The sequence below is a fragment of the Streptococcus mitis SK575 genome (genome assembly GCF_000257865.1).
Lineage (GTDB): Bacteria > Bacillota > Bacilli > Lactobacillales > Streptococcaceae > Streptococcus > Streptococcus mitis_CQ.
Genome location: NZ_AICU01000084.1, coordinates 21,100 through 36,967, shown reverse-complemented (window position 1 = coordinate 36,967; position 15,868 = coordinate 21,100). Strand labels below are relative to the sequence as shown.

At 37.4% G+C, this 15,868-nt stretch carries 14 protein-coding genes and 1 other RNA gene; 4 read left to right on the top strand and 11 right to left on the bottom strand.

Annotation, left to right across the window (positions count from 1 at the left end):
* Nucleotides 1–51: 51 nt before the first annotated feature.
* The 3 genes from HMPREF1048_RS11195 to HMPREF1048_RS11185 form a co-directional block, all read right to left on the bottom strand.
* Nucleotides 52–1,230 (bottom strand): MFS transporter, encoded by a 1,179-nt coding sequence (locus HMPREF1048_RS11195; protein WP_004249264.1) that lies wholly within the window; start codon nt 1,228–1,230, stop codon nt 52–54.
* Between the two features lie 79 nt (nt 1,231–1,309).
* Entirely contained in the window at nt 1,310–2,173 is an 864-nt protein-coding gene (locus tag HMPREF1048_RS11190) for an Rgg family transcriptional regulator (protein WP_000400537.1), read from the bottom strand.
* 2 nt (nt 2,174–2,175) lie between these two features.
* Nucleotides 2,176–4,077, bottom strand: a complete 1,902-nt coding sequence (locus HMPREF1048_RS11185; protein ID WP_000584857.1) for an ABC-F family ATP-binding cassette domain-containing protein — start codon at nt 4,075–4,077, stop codon at nt 2,176–2,178.
* A gap of 153 nt (nt 4,078–4,230) precedes the next feature.
* Between HMPREF1048_RS11185 and HMPREF1048_RS11180 the strand changes: the two genes are divergently transcribed.
* Both HMPREF1048_RS11180 and HMPREF1048_RS11175 read left to right on the top strand, forming a co-directional pair.
* On the top strand, nt 4,231–5,949 hold the full coding sequence (locus HMPREF1048_RS11180) for a phospho-sugar mutase (protein WP_000121688.1): 1,719 nt from the start codon (nt 4,231–4,233) through the stop codon (nt 5,947–5,949).
* 111 nt (nt 5,950–6,060) lie between these two features.
* A complete protein-coding gene (locus HMPREF1048_RS11175) occupies nt 6,061–6,408 on the top strand; it encodes a thioredoxin (RefSeq protein WP_000434637.1) in 348 nt (115 codons plus the stop codon).
* A gap of 247 nt (nt 6,409–6,655) precedes the next feature.
* On the opposite strand, the gene ssrA is transcribed toward HMPREF1048_RS11175, so the two are convergent.
* From ssrA to HMPREF1048_RS12905, 4 genes are all read right to left on the bottom strand, one after another.
* Nucleotides 6,656–7,003: a transfer-messenger RNA gene (ssrA, locus tag HMPREF1048_RS12910) on the bottom strand.
* A gap of 61 nt (nt 7,004–7,064) precedes the next feature.
* The gene (locus HMPREF1048_RS11170; protein ID WP_000290666.1) at nt 7,065–7,700 is read right to left on the bottom strand and encodes an SGNH/GDSL hydrolase family protein; all 636 of its coding nucleotides are present in this window, start codon (nt 7,698–7,700) and stop codon (nt 7,065–7,067) included.
* Between the two features lies 1 nt (nt 7,701).
* Nucleotides 7,702–8,529, bottom strand: coding sequence for an HAD family hydrolase (locus HMPREF1048_RS11165; RefSeq protein WP_000153522.1), 828 nt, complete (start codon nt 8,527–8,529; stop codon nt 7,702–7,704).
* A 21-nt stretch (nt 8,530–8,550) separates the two neighbouring features.
* A complete protein-coding gene (locus tag HMPREF1048_RS12905) occupies nt 8,551–9,870 on the bottom strand; it encodes a CapA family protein (protein ID WP_001189734.1) in 1,320 nt (439 codons plus the stop codon).
* A 174-nt stretch (nt 9,871–10,044) separates the two neighbouring features.
* Between HMPREF1048_RS12905 and def the strand changes: the two genes are divergently transcribed.
* The gene (gene def / locus HMPREF1048_RS11145; protein ID WP_001272953.1) at nt 10,045–10,656 is read left to right on the top strand and encodes a peptide deformylase; all 612 of its coding nucleotides are present in this window, start codon (nt 10,045–10,047) and stop codon (nt 10,654–10,656) included.
* A 188-nt stretch (nt 10,657–10,844) separates the two neighbouring features.
* Nucleotides 10,845–10,976, top strand: coding sequence for a hypothetical protein (locus HMPREF1048_RS13605; protein ID WP_004249262.1), 132 nt, complete (start codon nt 10,845–10,847; stop codon nt 10,974–10,976).
* A gap of 257 nt (nt 10,977–11,233) precedes the next feature.
* Here the strand turns inward: HMPREF1048_RS13605 and HMPREF1048_RS0102645 are convergent, their stop codons facing one another.
* The 4 genes from HMPREF1048_RS0102645 to HMPREF1048_RS12495 form a co-directional block, all read right to left on the bottom strand.
* Nucleotides 11,234–11,557: a hypothetical protein gene (locus tag HMPREF1048_RS0102645; RefSeq protein ID WP_000070711.1), complete on the bottom strand. Its 324-nt coding sequence runs from the start codon at nt 11,555–11,557 to the stop codon at nt 11,234–11,236.
* Nucleotides 11,558–11,743: 186 nt separating this feature from the next.
* Complete coding sequence (locus HMPREF1048_RS11140) at nt 11,744–12,121, bottom strand: hypothetical protein (RefSeq protein WP_000275055.1); 378 nt, start codon at nt 12,119–12,121, stop codon at nt 11,744–11,746.
* A gap of 628 nt (nt 12,122–12,749) precedes the next feature.
* On the bottom strand, nt 12,750–15,302 hold the full coding sequence (locus HMPREF1048_RS11135; protein ID WP_000616025.1) for a TrlF family AAA-like ATPase: 2,553 nt from the start codon (nt 15,300–15,302) through the stop codon (nt 12,750–12,752).
* Between the two features lie 67 nt (nt 15,303–15,369).
* On the bottom strand, nt 15,370–15,621 hold the full coding sequence (locus HMPREF1048_RS12495) for an AAA family ATPase (protein ID WP_000584665.1): 252 nt from the start codon (nt 15,619–15,621) through the stop codon (nt 15,370–15,372).
* Between the last annotated feature and the right edge of the window lie 247 nt (nt 15,622–15,868).

Genomic DNA, 15,868 nt, shown 5'->3' with positions numbered 1-15,868 from the left:
GAAGGGCGGAAAAACACTTAGTTTGAAATTATTTTTGAAGTCCAAGCAAACTTATGTCTCTTTTTCAAAACGGGTTCGAACATATCCGAGAGCTAAGAAAGATAAGGCTACAACTCCAAGTCCAATAATCAAGAAAGAATAAAGATGAACACTTGGAAGCCAGGTCATTAAACCTGTTGCAATAGGCATAAATAGTATAGCTAAGGTATAAATCGAACTGAGAACCCTTCCCAGATATTCACCTTCAACCTTGGTTTGTACTTGAGTAAAAAAGTGAATATTAAATATCGTCATAAACAATTCACAAACGAAATTTCCTGAAAAAGTCAGATAGGATGGGAGAGTGAAGCCCATTATCATCACTCCAAGTCCAGTCAGAGCCAATAAAAACAGAAGCATTTCCATACTGGCTTTAATCTTACTAGCTAACAGCGCCCCAACAATAGAACCGATAGCCCCCATTGTCAAAATAGTGGCATAAGCACCTTGAACTCCATAGAGCTGATTTGAAAAGGGGAGGAGGTAATTAAAGGCTGCGAAGAAAAAATTGACACTTGAAGCCATGACTAACAAAAAGAAGATTTCCTTTTGCTTCACAATATAGTGAACTCCCTCCTTGATATCAGAAAAAATAACTTTGAATGTAAGTTTCTTCTCACCCAAAGTCTTCTCTTCTTTCTTTGGAAGCAAGGCTACCAAACCAAAAGCGAGAAAAAAACTAAGGGCATCTAATACCAAGGTAATGCGAAGACTTGCAAATTGTAAGACCAGAAAAGATAGTACAGGGGAACTCACACTGACAACCTGCATCACTAATTCCAAACGAGAATTGTAGAGGACCAGTTCATCCTTCTCTACCAATTCTGTGATAATAGCCTTATTTGCCGGTCTAGAAAAGGCAAAAGCAATAGCCTGCACAATATTAGCCCCAATCAAAGCTCCAATCATCCAGCTGTCATTCCTTATGAAAGAAATAGCCAGACAAAGAATCCCACAAACAAGGTCTGTCACCATTAAAATCCTACGACGAGAAAAACGGTCTGAAATAACTCCACCAAAGGGATTGATCAGAATGGATGTGACGAGTTCAGAAATCTGATACATTCCTAAAACAGTCTGTCCGATAGTCCCCATGGAAGCCAACCAGACACTATTTCCATAATCATAGAGCATATTCCCTATCTTGTTAACAGCTCCACGGCTAATCAACTGTACTGCATAGCGATTCATATAAAAACTCCTCTCAAATTTTGAAACTATTGTATCAAAACCGAAAGGAGCTTCTTTCTTTTTCCCATATTTGGGAAAATTAATCTTTGACAAATTTTTCGTAGTGTTCTTGATAGTAGGCTACTTGCTCTGGAAGACCTAGCACGTCAAAAATATGCATGGCCTCTTGCATTTGCTTACAACCTTCTTTACACTGTCCTTTTTGGTACCAGGCAAAACCTTTTAAGTAATGTAAAATATTTCGTTCATACAGATTAATGTTTTTACCAATAATCTTCTCTGTATAAGTCTCAAAATAGCTTGCATTGTCAAAAGAAAGATGCTCTAAACAATGCTGGTAACAATTGAGGGCTAAAATCAAAACTAATCTCTTATGGCGACCAATCTCTTGGTAAAATTCCTCCCTCTCCATAACTTCTCTACCAATCCGAGTGACATAGTCCACATCGTAGAAACTATAGAGGTTCCCGAAAAGAATCAACTCATACATGGTCCATTCTTCTGTTTTGAAGAGATAATCTGCTACCTTATCCAAATCATCCTGCTTCATATCATAAGTCGCATCTCTTTGACAAATCAGACCTTGTAACAAAATCCAGTTCAGCTCAAAATAAAGGGGAGTCGTCGAACTCTTAGCCTTTTCAAGTTGTTCTTCTTGAAGCTTTTGAAAACCTGCAATATTATTTGAGTAGTAAAGCGGAATAATTTGTCCCATCATAGCAACATGTTCATGATTATGGAAATCCCTAGCCTTGTCCATGAAATTTTCGATTGTTACATGAATGTTATCCAAAATCTCAAAGAAACGCGAGACTGCTAGGTCAGACTCCCCAAGCTCAAAGCGAGATAACTGAGAGGTTGAACAGGACTCCCCTGCCGCCTCCTTTAAAGAATAATTTCCACTTGTACGAAATTCACGAAATACTTTTCCAAGATGTTCCATCTTTACACCTGCTCCGATAATTCTTCCCACTCAAGCATGGCTTCTTCCTGACGATGGCTGATTTTATCCAGTTCAGCCTGAAATTCCATGAGTTCACAGGCATCGTTTGTTTCCAACATTTGTTCAGAAATGACTTGGCTTTGACTTTCTAACTCTTCAATTTCAGCCTCTAGACTTTCAATTTGTCGCATGAGTTTGCGAACTTCTTTTTGACTTTCTTTTTGGGCCTGGTAGTCATTGACTGGACTTGCTTCTTTTGCTTGATTACTGGTTGAATCTTCCTCAGTCTGGCTCATTTCTACTTCTGCTTTCTTTTCAACATAGTAGTCGTAATCTCCCAAGTAAAGAGCCGAACCATTCTCAGACAATTCCAGTACATGAGTTGCCACACGATTGATAAAGTAACGGTCATGGCTGACAAAGAGCAAGGTTCCATCGAAGTCAATCAAGGCATTTTCTAGCACTTCCTTGCTATCAATATCCAAGTGGTTGGTCGGCTCGTCCAGAATCAAGAAGTTGTTGTTTTCCATAGACAATTTAGCCAAAAGCAAACGAGCTTTCTCTCCACCTGACAACATGCCAACTGATTTTTTAACATCATCTCCTGAGAAAAGGAAGGCCCCTAGACGGTTACGAATTTCAACTTCTGGTGTCAGTTTAAAATCATTCCAGAGTTCATCCAGTACCGTATTACTGGGTGTCAGCTTGCTTTGGGTTTGGTCATAGTAACCAACCTCAACATTAGCGCCAAAGCGCTTTTCACCTTGGATAAAAGGAATCTGGTCTACTATAGACTTGATAAAGGTTGATTTCCCAATACCATTTGGACCAACGATGGCAACAGCATTCATCTTACGAAGGTCTAGGTTAATCGGTTGTGACAGTACTTCCCCATCATAGCCAATAGCTGCATTTTCAACAGTCAAAACAACATTGCCCGACGTTTTTTCAGACTGGAAGGTCATATTGGCTGATTTCTTGCCAGCTTCAGGCTTGTCCAAACGCTCCATTTTTTCTAGTTGTTTACGACGGGATTGGGCACGTTTGGTCGTCGAAGCTCGGACTAGATTGCGGTTGACAAAGTCTTCCAGAGCAGCGATCTCCTTCTGCTGCTTTTCATAGTTTTTTGCCTCAGTGGCTAGCTTTTGCTCCTTCAACTCGACAAAACGAGAGTAATTGCCCACATAACGATCCAAGGAATGCTTGGTCAAATCTAGCGTAATTGTCGCAACCTTGTCTAAGAAATAACGGTCATGGCTGACAATAATGAGAGCACCGCTATAATTTATCAAGTAATTCTCTAGCCAAGCAATAGTTTCAATATCCAAGTGGTTGGTTGGCTCGTCCAAGACCAAGAGATTGGGCTTTTCAAGGAGCATTTTAGCTAGAGCCAAACGAGTATTCTGACCACCCGAAAGCTCGGCAATTTTCATCTGCCACATAGATTCGTCAAACTTGAATCCATTCAAAATCGCTCGAATATCAGCTTCATAAGTGAAACCACCTGCTTGGCGAAAATTCTCAGATAAGCGGTCATAATCTGACATCAGCTTATTCAAGTCCTCACCAGACTTTTCACCCATCTCCAACTCCATCTTACGCAGTTGTTTCTCAGTCCGACGCAGGTCATCAAAGACATGAAGCATCTCATCGTAGATAGTGTTTTCAGATTCAAAACGGCTATCTTGGGCTAGGTAAGACAGAGAAATATCTTTTTTCTTATTGATTTCTCCACTAGTTGGCTCCTCTTCTCCAACTAAAATCTTCAAAAGAGTAGACTTACCTGCTCCATTTTTCCCAACAAGGGCAATCCTGTCTCGTTCATCAACCTGCAGGTTGATATTATCAAAAAGAACCTCTCCTGCAAAAGAACGTTCAATTTTATTAGCTTGTAAAATAATCATACAAGTAGTATAGCATGTTTCCCTAAGGCATTCAAGACTTGATAAACAGGCATATGTCACTACTTTTCTGAAAATTATGCTAAGGTTTTACTAAAATGTTAAAAAGTGCTATAATGTGAACGGTTAAAACAATTTACAAAAAGGAGAATTTTAATGTCTTACCAAGAAAATTACCAGAAATGGGTTGATTTTGCGGAGCTTCCTGACTACCTTCGTCAAGATTTGGAAAATATGGATGAAAAAACAAAGGAAGATGCCTTCTATACAAATCTTGAATTTGGTACTGCAGGTATGCGTGGCTTGATTGGTGCTGGTACAAACCGCATCAACATCTACGTTGTTCGCCAAGCTACTGAAGGATTGGCTCGTTTGATTGAGTCAAAAGGTGGAAACGAAAAAGAACGTGGTGTCGCAATCGCCTACGATAGCCGTCACTTCTCACCAGAGTTTGCCTTTGAATCTGCGGCAGTTCTTGCTAAACACGGCATCAAATCTTATGTATTTGAAAGCCTTCGTCCAACTCCAGAACTCTCATTTGCAGTTCGTCATCTCAACTGTTTCGCAGGTATCATGGTCACAGCCAGCCACAACCCTGCTCCATTTAACGGTTACAAGGTTTACGGTGAAGACGGTGGACAAATGCCTCCACACGACGCAGACGCTTTGACTACTTATATCCGTGCAATCGAAAACCCATTTGCGGTAGAAGTTGCTGATGTAGAAGCTGAAAAAGCTTCTGGCTTGATTGAAGTTATTGGCGAAGCTGTTGACGTGGAATACCTTAAAGAGGTTAAGGACGTAAACATCAACCCAGCCTTGATTGAAGAATTCGGTAAAGACATGAAGATTGTCTACACACCACTTCATGGTACTGGTGAAATGTTGGCTCGTCGTGCTCTTGCCCAAGCAGGATTTGACTCAGTTCAAGTTGTTGAAGCGCAAGCAACTGCTGACCCAGACTTCTCAACTGTAAAATCTCCAAACCCAGAAAGCCAAGCAGCCTTTGCACTTGCTGAAGAACTTGGTCGTCAAGTTGGTGCAGACGTTCTTGTCGCAACTGACCCTGATGCTGACCGTGTTGGTGTTGAAGTTCTTCAAAAAGATGGTAGCTACCTTAACCTTTCAGGTAACCAAATCGGTGCCATCATGGCTAAATACATCTTGGAAGCCCACAAAAACGCTGGAACTCTTCCTGAAAATGCAGCCCTCTGCAAATCTATCGTATCAACTGACTTGGTAACGAAGATTGCTGAAAGCTACGGCGCAACTATGTTCAACGTTTTGACAGGTTTCAAATTTATCGCTGAGAAAATCCAAGAATTCGAAGAACAACACAATCACACTTACATGATGGGATTTGAAGAAAGCTTCGGTTACTTGATTAAACCATTCGTACGTGATAAAGACGCTATCCAAGCCGTTCTAGTCGTTGCTGAACTTGCTGCCTACTACCGTTCACGTGGTTTGACACTTGCTGACGGTATCGAAGAAATCTACAAAGAGTACGGCTACTATGCAGAAAAGACAATCTCTGTTACCCTTTCAGGTGTCGATGGTGCCGAACAAATCAAAGCAATTATGGCTAAATTCCGTAACAGTGCTCCAAAAGAATGGAATGCAACAGCTATCACTGTCGTAGAAGACTTCAAGGCTCAAACTGCTACTGCTGCTGACGGTACTGTTACAAACTTGACAACTCCTCCAAGCGATGTTTTGAAATACACACTTGCTGACGGTTCATGGATTGCTGTTCGCCCTTCAGGTACAGAACCAAAAATCAAGTTCTACATTGCAGTTGTAGGTGAAACCAACGAAGAATCACAAGCCAAGATTGCTAATATCGAAGCAGAAATCAATGATTTTGTAAAATAAAATCCTATTAAAGATGAGACAAATCAATCTCATCTTTTTTTCGTATCAAATCTAAGCAATTTTAGAAACTTTATGGCATACTAGACTTATCAATGAAAGCGAGGTAATCTCATGGAACAATTTTTAGATAACATCAAAGACCTTGAAGTCACTACAGTTGCGCGTGCGCAAGAAGCTCTTGATAAAAAAGAAACTGCAACCTTCTTTATTGGTCGCAAAACTTGCCCTTACTGCCGTAAATTTGCAGGTACTTTAGCAGGTGTCGTAGCTGAAACCAAAGCTCACATCTACTTCATCAATAGTGAAGAACCAAGCCAACTCAATGAGTTGCAAGAATTCCGCTCACGCTACGGAATACCAACTGTACCAGGCTTCGTTCACATTGCGGATGGACAAATCAATGTCCGTTGCGACTCTTCAATGTCAGCACAAGAAATCAAAGAATTTGCAGGATTGTAAAAAATCAGCTAATAATCACAAAAACGCATAATGGAGCCGAAGAACGCTTTGTGAAGTACATAGATTTTTAGGATACGACAAAAATGTTGTATCCTTTTTTGTATCCCTTTTTTAAAAACAGGGTCTGCTTTAGGGTCTGTTTGTGACTCCCTTTTTTACAAAAGAATACCAAGGAATACTAAAGATAAAAATAAAAAACGTTGATTTAACAACGTTTTACCAAGGAATGCAAAAGAATGCAAAGGAATAATGGAGCCGGTGGGAGTCGAACCCACGTCCAAACACCTGCCAACATATTTGTCTACAACCATAGGTTATGTATTAGTTTAACAGTCCCTCGACACATAACTCAAGCCTAGAAACTGCGAGTCTATCAATCTCTTATCAAGCCACTAGACAAGACTTGATCGTATCTCGCTAATAATAAGACCTGTCATTGAACACGAGCAATCCAAATCGGGTCACGCCTGCTGGTTTTTAGGCAGCTAGAGCGTAAGAAGTGTTATTTTTTGCAGTTATATTTAACTGAGCGTTTACGTCGCCACACGAGTCGCAAAATATGCCTCATAATGCCTGTCGAATCCGTAACGACCCCAAAAGACAGTAAAACCATTATACCTTATCTAACACGAAAATGCAAAAGGGAAATCAACTAACTAAAAAAGATAGTCTTTCAGGGCTTTAGTCAAAACCTGATAACCAGTAACACTAAGGTGCAATCCATCAGTTGTATATTCTTTTTTGAGTTGGCCTGCTTGGTCTGTCAAACTATCAAAAACTGGCACAAATTCTACCTGCATATAGGCAGAAGCAAGCTCTTGATAGGCTTGATTCCATTTCTGAATTTTTTCATTTGTGCGGATATAGATTGTCTGCTTGTACTCCTCTCCCTCATTGACTGGCAAAATAGAAAGCAATTTAATCTCAGTCAATGGATAATCGCGAGTAATGGATTGTATGATAGCTTCGAGATTATTGAGAGTCTCATTCACAGGCACATCTTTTCCGATATCATTTGTCCCAATTAAAAGGACAATTTTATCTACCGCCCCACCGTACAGATGCGCATCTAGATTTTCTAATAACAGCCCTGTCTGATAGCCACGAATGCCTCGATTGACAATTGTCTTCGAAGTCCCAAACAACTCCTGCAGAGGATAATATTCGACAATGGAATCCCCAATAAAAAGAATGTCTGGCTCTACAACAGAAACTTGATTTAAGTGACGATACTTGGTTTGGATTTTTTCTTGTTCCTTTAGTAACCAATTTTCTAATAACTGTACTGCCACTTCATTCTCCTTTTTCTAACCAATTTTCCAAGACTTGGTAAACTCCTCCTTGGCTATTGGCTGGTGCTAGAGCAGTCGCCACAGCTTTGGCCTTGTCATCAGCATTTTCCATCGCATAGGCAATTCCAGCCATTTCAAGCATTTCAACATCATTTTCACTGTCACCAAAAGCCATGATTTGTTGGGGCTTCAAGTCCCAACGCTTGAGTAATTCTTCCAAGCCCCATGCTTTATGAATCCCAGCTTGGAGGATATCAATGCAACCATAGCCACTGGATACAGCACTAACACGGCCATCAAAGAGGTCATTGATTTCTTCCAAGACCGAACTCAAACGTTCCTCACCAACAACCATACTCATCTTGAGCACACCACCAAAGAGGTCAGAAGTTAATTCATCCACAAACTGCATCCGTTGGTAGAATTTTTCAATCATTTCTGGAGTCATAAAACTTTCAAGGTCTGTAAAAATCGTACCTTCTTTGACGAAACCGCCCTTCATAGCCGTCACAACAAACTGATCCTGACACGCTCGACCCTTGAAATGAGCCAAAGCCTTATCGACAATGGCATCATCCCAAGTCTGCGCCTGAATCAATTCATTGTTTTCAAAAATACGAGCACCATTGGCAACAACCAAAATCACTCGATCCACCAATTGCTCCAGTAGTTGCCTCATGCGGTGAATCTCATTGCCCGTCGCGATGACAAAACGAATACCCCTTTGATCCAACTGATCTAAAATTTTTTCCAAGCGTGGGAGATCCAGCTGGCCTCTAGCATCCAGCAAGGTCCCATCCATATCTGTCGCAATTACCTTAATCGTCATTTACTTTCCTCTGGATTCAAGCTAATCCCACTTCAAACCCACATGTTCATTCATTTCTTTATAGGCTGTATCAATTCGTTCCTTAGTCGCTTCATCTAATTGGTCACGATGACTGCCACCCTCTATAAAATCTTCCAAGATATAGGTTTGATAATGATATAAAGGATAGCCTTCTGGTGAAAAGGTTCCCTTTGGTGTTCGATTGACCCAAGTAGGATGAGCTTTAGCTGTTCCGATAGTTGTTTTTCCATCCTTCTTCTTAATGGTCACGTCCATGAGAACGCCACGTTCAGTCCACTTAGCATTTTCTACCCCTTGCATGGTCTCAATTCGTTGATTGGAAATGAAGTTCCCCATTGAATAGATAATGAGTTTCTTGTCCCCATCTTTTTCAACAATTTCAGACGGTTCAACTACGTGTGGATGCCCTCCAAAGATAATATCTGCTCCCCAATCAATCATCTTGTGATAAAGAGCCTTTTGCTCTTCAGTCGGTTCTATGCGATACTCAACACCCATTTGTGGCATGATAATGGTGATATCTGCTTCCTTTTCCGCCCGTTCAATTTCAGACTTCATTTTATTTTCATCTAAATCTGAAAGATAGTGATTATAATCCTCTTGAGAAATATTTTGCTCAATTCCATTAAATCCATAAGAATAAGCCAAAAGTGCAACCTTGATACCATTCACTTCCTTAATGACCAGCGGAGCCTGATCACGTGGCTCATGCGTATAAACTCCGATTGGAGTGATTCCAGCTTTCTCAATAATATCGGCCGTTGAAATAACTCCCTCAATTTGCGAATCCAAAATGTGATTATGAGCTAAATCTAGAACATTATAACCTGCATCCTTAATGGCATCCATAACTTCAGCAGGAGCATTAAAGAGAGGATAACCTGCTAAATAATGATCCTTATTAATGGTTCCTTCAAAGTCACCAATAGCTAAGTCTGCTTGCTTAAGCCAAGGAGTAACATACTCAAAATTCTCATGAAAATCATACGTTCCATCATCCTTTTTTGCTGAAAAGTAAAGAATATCATGATAAAGCAAATCACCATGAGCCATAATTCTAGCAGTTTTTTCCTCTTCCTGCTCCTGAGACTTTTTCTTAGTTCCTTCTTGAGAAATAGTATCTCGTTTTTGACTGGTCATAGGCATGCCTTGGAAGCTTTCAAACAACAAAACCAAGCCCATTGATAAAGCAACTGCTAGCAAGAGTACCGCCACAAATCCCTTGTTACTCCACTTACGATAACGTCTAAAAAAGTTGACCAAACCTTTCACAAAGCGAAAAACTGGTCCACGTTTATGTCTATCTTGTCTTCTTTGCATCTTCATTCTCCCTACTTTCTAATGCAAGCCTTTTCTTTTTATTATAACACAGATAAGTATTTCTTTCACAATTGAATCGAACCTAAAAGGCATTTTCTATAAAAGCTCGATGCCGTAATGCTTTCAATCCTTGTCATTTTGTGATATCATGTAGAGGTAATGAAAGGAGAGAAAATGTCTGCTATAGAACGTATTACAAAAGCTGCTCACTTAATTGATATGAACGATATTATCCGCGAGGGGAATCCGACTCTTCGTGCAGTTGCTGAGGAAGTTACTTTCCCCTTGTCTGACCAGGAAATCATTCTTGGCGAAAAGATGATGCAATTCCTCAAACATTCCCAAGATCCTGTCATGGCTGAAAAGATGGGGCTCCGCGGTGGGGTTGGACTTGCTGCTCCTCAATTAGATATCTCAAAACGCATTATCGCTGTTTTGGTGCCAAATATTGTTGAAGAAGGCGAAACTCCAGAGGAAGCCTACGATTTGCAAGCCATTATGTACAATCCAAAAATCGTCTCTCACTCTGTTCAAGAAGCTGCTCTTGGTGAAGGAGAGGGTTGTCTGTCTGTTGACCGCAACGTGCCTGGCTATGTAGTCCGCCATGCTCGCGTCACTGTTGACTACTTTGATAAATATGGAGAAAAACACCGTATCAAACTCAAAGGCTACAACTCCATCGTTGTTCAGCATGAAATTGACCACATAAACGGTATCATGTTTTACGATCGTATCAATGAAAAAGACCCATTTGCAGTTAAAGATGGTTTACTGATTCTTGAATAAAGAAAATCCCGTTGCAAGACGGGGTTTTGTGTTATAATATCCACACCTCGCCCAGCAGTCCAACAACTAACCAACTCTAGCCCCTTAACCCCAGCGATTTCAAGTCGTTGGGGTTTTCGTGAAAAAGTGCTTGACTCTTCCCCTATAGAGAGTTATCATGGACACACCAATAAAGCAACGGAGATTTTATGGAAAAATTAAACCAGAGCAACGAAAGCAGTCAAAATTTCGAAGCTGAACCCAAACTCCCTCAAATTGAAACAGTTCACCTTACAACTTTTGAAGAATTGCACGATTACATGATGGGTGATATGTTTTAAGCCCTATTTTCGAAGTGAAAATCTCCAATTTTAGTTATTTTAATGTTTTTTCAACAAAACTGTTGACACAATTATTTAAAGTCTGTATAATAGATTAAGTTATCTCAGATAGCTATAAAATATATGCTTTTGAGATAAAGAAAATCCCAACGATAATCGTACTACCGTTGGGGAGAAGATTTCTTATTTTTAGTTATCCGTCTTGCTATTCACCAACAAGAAACAACAGGACAGATTTATATTGGGTTCACCACTTTTTAGTGGTGATTTTTTCTTTTATTTGGTGAAGCTTTATTCCTAGGTTTAGTATAGTTATTGCCCTTTCTAAGCCAAGTGGCCATCAGCTCTTTTGAATTTCTGGTTCTTCTGTTAGAATTGATAACCAAGAATGCAAAGCAACAAATAATTAGTGGAATAACGACTATCACTAAACTTATCACAGTAAGATTTTCGAACGGTATTTTTAATATATGAACAGAGACTACGCTACCAATACCACCAGCACCTGCTGCAGTCAACATTGATTTTATATTTTTTTCTGTCCCATCCTCACTTTCATTAAAAATGTGTTGGTTAGACAAAACAAGAAATCTTCGGTGTTACTAATATAACGATATCCTTACACTTTGTCAATAGTAGTATATTATTTATAACTGTTTTTAATTTTTCTGACATTTTTACACTGTATTATAAAATTTTCTATATATTTTCAATTCGAAACAAACGCCCCAGTCGCAAAACTGGGGTAATTTTGTTATAATTTTCGGCTAACAAATCGCTTCATCGATATAAGTTACTGGCGTTGCCAAAATGTATAGCAAAATTTCGCACATCTCGCCTCCACTTTGGCAAGTGAGCAACTTTTTGATTTTCGCAATAAACTTTTCTTTGCTTTCATTAATGGCAAAAACTGTTATTTTGCGTTTAAAAACATTAGTTTCAACATAATCGAAGGCAAAACCTTTTTCGAACACTCGTAGTTTCGTTAAAAATGTGGGCAAAGATATCGGATCGTTAAGATAAAATCCTAATTGGTCTGGTTGCCATTCAATTGACATTTCTGGCACAACACCCCAATATAGCTGACTACGAATGTCACCTTCTAATTTTTGTAGATACATTTCGGTTTCTAAATCGATATACATATCACTCCTATCTGTTAAATTTCTTTTACATGTCCATCATAACTCTCTGTAGCAATGAAGTCCAGCCTATTTTTGAGTTTAATTTACATCAGTATTTGGGCTAAAAATTAAGATTTTTTACTGGTATTTTTGTGAAAATATGGAGTTGTAAAAAGCTCAACTGCTGGAGATTTTCGAAAGGCAATCCATCACAACAGAAGCAAAAAAAGGAAATAAAAAGCTTAGAATATTTTCTTGAAGATTCCTCCGCCCTCCTCTACACAGACTAATATTGTGCAAAAATACAATAAGTCGTGTGCCAAAATTAGGCAGAAACAGCGGTGTTAGTGCAAAGTTAAGCAACCCGAACCGAAAGGCGAAGCGAACGCAAGAAGCTATCGATTTACCTTAAATATAGTTAAACGAAATAAAAACTGAACAATTTAATTGCAAAATTCAAACCAGTTCCTAATAATATTTTAGAAAAGTCCGTGGACTATTCCAGATTCAATCTATTATATTTTACCTTTCTCTACTGCGTAAAAGCATTCACCCAACCAAAAAGCCCGAGTCTCCTCTAGCTAAATGTATGTGTTAGACTTTAACACAAAAATAACTATTCTTGTTATTTTGCAGATATAAATTATTGTTAACGGTTGATACTGTATTTTTTCTCCCTCCTCATAAATGCATCTTCTCCACCTTCCAAAATATCACATACATGTTCCCTGATGTTGTATTTTTGAAGTATGAATTCAGATTTAGAATTATTATTACGATTCTCTAAAGCACCATTTATATAATCAAACTTCTTACCATTTTGATTTGGAGAATTATCAGATTGCTGATTAGCTACAATAATATTTTCCGCGTCACCAGATACAACTATATTAGGATTGTGAGTAACTATGATTATTTGTCGATCCTCTTTAGTTTCTTTGATGTATTTTGTCAATTCAGTATATATTGCCCTATTATCCAAACTATCTTCAGGCTGGTCAATTAATACTGGGATTTTACTATCTGAAAACTCTAATATTAATTTTAATACAATAAACGCTTTTTTACCAGGAGACATTTGTTCAAATTTATCACCTTGATATTCAATCACAAAACTATATTTGTAAAAATTAGTAGTGAGGAAATGCTCAATGTGACTAAATTTATCTTTATTTCCATTAAACGCAAGACTATCCTCGTCAAATATTGAATCAACAACTTCCTCAAAAGAACCTATCATTTTTTCTATAAAATCTTGTTTTGAACGACCTCGAGCATTAATATAATAGAATTCATCCTCTAAATCAATTAATGAGAACTTGACTGAAATCTTTAAATCATCATCTTCAATCTTGAAATCATTCAATAATTCAGTTCTAATATTAGAGTATTCCTTATATTTCGAAATAATCTCTTTTTGAATTTCTTCTGTTGCTTTATCTAATTCATCCCTTCGTTTTTCAAACGCTTCAATTTTAGCCAAAATATCAACTTCATTCTTAATTAAAGAATTTAACCTCGCTATCTCTGAATTATTTTTCATTGCTTCAACACATTTCTTGTATATGTCATCATTTTCTATATCCGCAATTTTATTTTCACTATCTTTAATCAGACTTTCTTTCTCCAATTTTATTACCTTAATTTCATGTTTCTGCTGAGCTCTAACAGAATCATGCAATCGAGCTATTATTTGACCAATTCTGACTCTTAAATCTGGAGATGGAGAATTTATTCTATCAAAACTTTGAAATTCAAATGTAATTGGAGGAATACCCAATACATATCGCAAGTCAGATTCATGAATTTCTTTTTGTTTTTTCAATAACTGCAATTCTTTATTTTGATTTTCAAATAAATCTCTTTCTTGTTCCGTTATCTCACTAGCATTTAATAATTCTTTTTTCTTTGATTCATATATATCTATTCGATTTTGAGTAGCTTGTTTTTCTGCTTCTGGCTTAATTAGCTCATGAATATTTTTTTGGTTCTCTTTATAACTATCAAGTAACCCTCTAATTTCAAGACGTAAAGCAGTGCAATTTTGTTCATATTTCTTTAACTCAGAGTCCATTGCCTTGGATTGAATAATATTTCCTACCAAATCTTTAAGTTTCTTGTTGTCTCTGGCTAAAGCAAACATATACTCTTGAGGTATATACTCTATCTGTCTGGAATTATCTTCTTGCTGGTCTTTCCAAATAATATGAAAGTCATCCATATTCTCAAAAGAATATGAATTATCATTCAGCTCTCGTCCCAGTTTTTTAGCTATAGAATTCAATAAAGTTGATTTGCCAGTTGAGCGTCCACCAATAATTGTATTTAGATTTTCAGATAAATAAATATCTTGACCATTATATAGAATCTTATCAATGACAAGTTCATTCTTTTCGAGAGTTGGTTTTTCTTTCTCAACACTAATTCGATATTCTGGTTCATACTTTATTTGTTTCAAACCATCAAAAGTTAAATCTGCTTTCACCCAAGAATATTTACTTCCTATTTGCTCCAAAGAGTGAGAATCTGAGGATTGAAGTAGTGGTCTTATATGCGGGGATTTATCAAGCCAAAATTCTCTATCTTTTGTGATATTTACTTCATTACTAGAATGAATCAAAAAATCAGAATTGATACAAATATCTTCATAAACTGCCTTATTTTTAGAATCAGAATCACTAGTTGCACTACCGTGACCTCTCGAAAGAAAGCCAGTTAGAAAACGACCATTAAGTTCTCTATCGCTATTTAAGACTTTTAATAAATCTTTAAAAGGAATGTGAGCCTTCTTGTCTATTTCAGTTTTGCTTAAACGATTAAATGATTTTTCGCCATCACCAATATTAGCCTTTAAGTGACCAAGTAAATTTTTTACTATGTCGTCTTGAATCTCATTATCAAATACTACATGATAGTCAAAAAGTTCATCAGATTTATTAATATTTGATAACCTAACCTCAAGATTTAAAAAAGTTGCAATTCCTTCTTTATTCAATCTTTCCTTTAACTTAAAATCATCATCATTAAAGTTAAAATAATTAGTCAATCCAACAGCAGAGATACCTTCATCCCTTATCTTTTGAATGAATTTTTCTACATCTGGACTTCCATCGGACAGCTTATCAAACTGATTATTTAATACTGTATAGGGAGAATGAATATGTAAATCCCATTTTCTAAACTCTGAACCTCTTTGAATCATTGAATACAAACCTTTCTACATCAATTATCTTATGCAAATTCCTATAATTACTCGCATTTCCTACAGGCTATGCTAAAATTTCAGATACTATCTCTTCACGCCATCCATTTTCTATCCTATCCTCTTTATTCAAATATCTATCAAGCGATGAATCTGCACGATTGAAAACAGATTGGTTTAGAGCTATATCCAACGCTAACAATAAGCTGGATTTTCCACTTTTATTTTCTCCTACAATAACCGAAATTTCATCATTGAATTTTACTTCCAATTCTCTAAATTTTTTAAAACCTTTAATTAGAAGAGTTTTTATTATCACGATAAATTACCTCTTTTGTTTAGCTATCTATACATTTATTATACCACTTTAAAGCCTACATTTGCTTCATACCAAAAATTTTCGAAAAAAGTATTGGAAGTCTAAATTTTTTACTATCGTTCGACATCACACCTATTATATCCAAACTTATGCTTTATTAGGGACATTTTTAAACGCAGTTTTTCTTTAGATTTTGAAAAATATTGTGCAAATACAAAATAAGTCGTATACCAAAGTGGAGCTGAAA

Coding starts and splice junctions, on each gene's coding strand:
- HMPREF1048_RS11195 (WP_004249264.1), bottom strand. CDS start 1,230: ATGAATCGCTATGCAGTACAGTTGATTAGCCGTGGAGCTGTTAACAAG.
- HMPREF1048_RS11190 (WP_000400537.1), bottom strand. CDS start 2,173: ATGGAACATCTTGGAAAAGTATTTCGTGAATTTCGTACAAGTGGAAAT.
- HMPREF1048_RS11185 (WP_000584857.1), bottom strand. CDS start 4,077: ATGATTATTTTACAAGCTAATAAAATTGAACGTTCTTTTGCAGGAGAG.
- HMPREF1048_RS11180 (WP_000121688.1), top strand. CDS start 4,231: ATGTCTTACCAAGAAAATTACCAGAAATGGGTTGATTTTGCGGAGCTT.
- HMPREF1048_RS11175 (WP_000434637.1), top strand. CDS start 6,061: ATGGAACAATTTTTAGATAACATCAAAGACCTTGAAGTCACTACAGTT.
- HMPREF1048_RS11165 (WP_000153522.1), bottom strand. CDS start 8,529: ATGACGATTAAGGTAATTGCGACAGATATGGATGGGACCTTGCTGGAT.
- HMPREF1048_RS12905 (WP_001189734.1), bottom strand. CDS start 9,870: ATGCAAAGAAGACAAGATAGACATAAACGTGGACCAGTTTTTCGCTTT.
- def (WP_001272953.1), top strand. CDS start 10,045: ATGTCTGCTATAGAACGTATTACAAAAGCTGCTCACTTAATTGATATG.
- HMPREF1048_RS13605 (WP_004249262.1), top strand. CDS start 10,845: ATGGAAAAATTAAACCAGAGCAACGAAAGCAGTCAAAATTTCGAAGCT.
- HMPREF1048_RS11140 (WP_000275055.1), bottom strand. CDS start 12,121: ATGTATATCGATTTAGAAACCGAAATGTATCTACAAAAATTAGAAGGT.
- HMPREF1048_RS11135 (WP_000616025.1), bottom strand. CDS start 15,302: ATGATTCAAAGAGGTTCAGAGTTTAGAAAATGGGATTTACATATTCAT.